At 40.2% G+C, this 2,604-nt stretch carries 2 protein-coding genes; one reads left to right on the forward strand and one right to left on the reverse strand.

The genetic code is table 11. The features are described 5' to 3' along the window. Window positions 1-86: 86 nt before the first annotated feature. The gene (gene cas12k, locus AABK37_RS41045; protein ID WP_432557118.1) at window positions 87-1,421 is read right to left on the reverse strand and encodes a type V CRISPR-associated protein Cas12k; all 1,335 of its coding nucleotides are present in this window, start codon (window positions 1,419-1,421) and stop codon (window positions 87-89) included. Window positions 1,422-1,501: 80 nt separating this feature from the next. Between cas12k and AABK37_RS41050 the strand changes: the two genes are divergently transcribed. Continuing rightward, on the forward strand, window positions 1,502-1,954 hold the full coding sequence (locus tag AABK37_RS41050; RefSeq protein WP_432557119.1) for a MerR family transcriptional regulator: 453 nt from the start codon (window positions 1,502-1,504) through the stop codon (window positions 1,952-1,954). Window positions 1,955-2,604 lie beyond the last annotated feature (650 nt).

A 2,604-nucleotide genomic window follows, 5' to 3' on the forward strand; every position in this document is an offset into this window, starting at 1 on the left:
TTCAAGGCTTTCTTTAATCTCGACTTGCAATCTTAAACCCATCACATTTAAACCAAACGCACCCTTGTTCTTAATTTAGCGCAGCTTCATGCAGAAATGGTATGACTAGGACGCTTAAAGCTATTATTCATTCGATTAAGTGTTGATTCTTTACGTTGAATAAAAGCTTTCTGTGTATCCGTTAGTCCACTTTTTTGCTTCGTATTTGCGATGATTTTAGTAGTTTTATCTGCTTTCTCTTGACGAACGTGTTCTGTTCCCTCAGCAGTCCATAGGCGATTGTCAACACAACAGTAGAGGGTCAATCGGTTAACGTTCCAAGGTTCGCCCTTACCCTCTCCTTTTTGCCAAACTAGATGACCATTTCTGAGAGTGAATAAGGCACTAGAATACTCCTTTTTGCTTTGGTCTTTAGTTTGTTTATCTTCTAAGAAACGTTGAAACCAGTGAAGTTGACGATTGCCGCAGTATACCTCAAAAATTAAATCGCTTAAGCCATTGAAGTGAACACACAGCCTACCTTTTTGATTCTTTGACCAAACCATATCCTCGTTCGTTTCAAAAACAAGGGGGAATGGGAGAGAACTTGGTCGAGTTAATAGAATATCCTGCCAGCGCTTGGCTTCGGCGTTGTCTTCAGGAAAGGTGGTTGTAGCAGTGAAGAGTGTCTCTAACCATTTACCATTGGTCAAATCTCGACATGACGGCATCCGACTTATTAACTTTTCGGTAAGCCTTTGAATTTGGATTTCAACTTGACGACGACGTTTGGCAAATTTTTCTGGATCTTCTTTTTTATCGCTGAGTTTGCAGCCATTTTTCAATAGGTAGCTGATGGCGGTGCGGCTAAAGATGTCTTCTGTCTCTTGGTAAGCTTCAAATAATTTATTGGATAAACTGCGGTTAGGACTGGAAGACGAGGATTTTTTAGCCTTCTTGCCCTTTTTTCTTTTGGGTGGAGAGCTATCTGAGTCAGATGTTGGCATAGCTATTGCCAGAATTTCAGAAGCTTTGGTACGAATAGCCTCCAAACTAGAACCGCTAGTTTCCACAAGTTTAACATCACTGTTGAGCATTTCTAGCCAGCGCATCTTTCCATCTAGCTTCTGTTGAAGCTGTTTCTGTATAGCCAGCCAGGACTTGTACATGTAGTCCACAGTATGAATTGCCGACGTATATAAACGAGCGGGCTGACCTGCAAAGCGAGGGTCAGTTTTGAGAGGTTTACACAGTTTGCTAACAATATCTTCATCTCCTGGAAGCTTACCTTTTTGTCGCCAACTCTCGAAGTCTGGGTGTTTAGCAACTTCTTCGAGTAGTTCGTTAATTAAAGGTGTGTTCAAATTTGCCATCAACTTCCACAGTTTTTGGCGGATCGATTCACTGGCAATAAGACGACACTGGATAGTAATTTGACTCATAAAAATAAAATATCATATAAATATACTATGTATTCTTAAAAAAATTAATTTAAAAAAATTGCTTCTGTAGGATGATTTCTATGCAAGAAAAATTCTACACAAGCACAGAAGCTGCTGAAATTACTAATTGTTCGCGTCGTCAGCTACAGTATTGGCGAGATAAAGGTGTTGTTGTGCCTACTGTAAATACCACAGGTAAAGGACGTAATGTTTACTACTCAATAACTGACCTGTTGACGCTAACAGTGATGCATTATTTATTGTCTGTTGGCTTAAGCTTTGAAGTTTGTCGGGAAGCTTTGGCTATGTTGCAAGATAAGGAACCTTGGCTGTTTGAGGAGTTTGTGCCTAAAAAAAATATGAAGAAGCTGATGCTGATATCTAACGCCTCTCAGGAGAAGTATTTAACATTAGCAGAATTTGATCAAGAGGCGGCGCTAGAAGCTCTTTGTCAAGGTCAAACTGTGATTCCCTTTTGGGGCGATCGCGTGCATCAACAATTGAGGGACAATCTCAAAAGCTTTGCTAGTTAATTGGCTGCTTATTAAAATGGAAGCACTGAAGAATAGCTAGACTCTAAGCGTGAAAGCCAACGGGCAGCGATCGCGGACAGCACAGATTGTAAATAAAATTTTTTTAGCTTAAGTTAAAATTGAGTATATAGTCTTCTATTTGGCTGGCATGATTCTGTCTCGCCAGAGTGAATAGTTGACTACCCTCAAATGTTGCGACATTAATTTGTGAACGGTTATCTAGAAGAAGTAACGACACTAATTTGTGAAACTGCGACATTAATTTGTTAACAGCGACATTTGTGACTTTACCCATAACTTTGCCGCCCCTGGAAGCATAACTTTGCCGCCAACAACATTATAACCCTGATTGTTGCGTCAGCTAATTTTGGATGAAATTGACAGTTTGGAAGCATAACTTTGCCGCTAGTCTTAATTGGAAGGATAAGCTTGCCGTGAGTCCAATCAAGCATAGAAAGCAGGAAAGCACTGAATTTTTTTAGAATGGAGCAGAAGCGGTTCATGCTGGTATGGGATAGAAACTTTCAGCTATCCATCTGTTCTGAGTAACTAGTACAGGGTGGCGGAAATAGACCGACCATTAAATAGCCAGCACCTTACCCTTATAAGTCCATTTGAAAGGTTTAGCCATCGTTCGATTGAAGTAATCA

Source organism: Tolypothrix sp. VBCCA 56010, assembly GCF_050875635.1.
GTDB lineage: Bacteria > Cyanobacteriota > Cyanobacteriia > Cyanobacteriales > Nostocaceae > Hassallia.